The following is a 229-nucleotide window of genomic DNA, read 5'->3' on the forward strand; positions in this document are numbered from 1 at the left end:
TCTTGATCTTGCGGTTCAGCACGTCTTCCATCTGGAAGTGGTCGTCGAACTGCATGGACATCATGCGAAAGCTGTCCGAGATGAGGTCGGTCAGGAAGTGGTCCTTCATCAGGCGGGGATAACGCTGGAAGATCGCGCTGTTGGCCGGATCCTCGATATGGTCGTCCATCGCGACGATACCCTTGGTCCGGTAGAGGCGCGCGAGTTCGAACATGAGGTTCAGCAGGTC

Annotated in this window: 1 pseudogene; it reads right to left on the reverse strand. The window is 56.8% G+C overall.

The window, feature by feature from the left end:
- Window positions 1-229: pseudogene (locus A3728_RS17125) on the reverse strand (flagellar motor stator protein MotA); the annotation flags it as partial.

The sequence above is a fragment of the Sulfitobacter sp. HI0040 genome (assembly GCF_001634885.1).
Classification (GTDB): Bacteria; Pseudomonadota; Alphaproteobacteria; order Rhodobacterales; family Rhodobacteraceae; genus Sulfitobacter.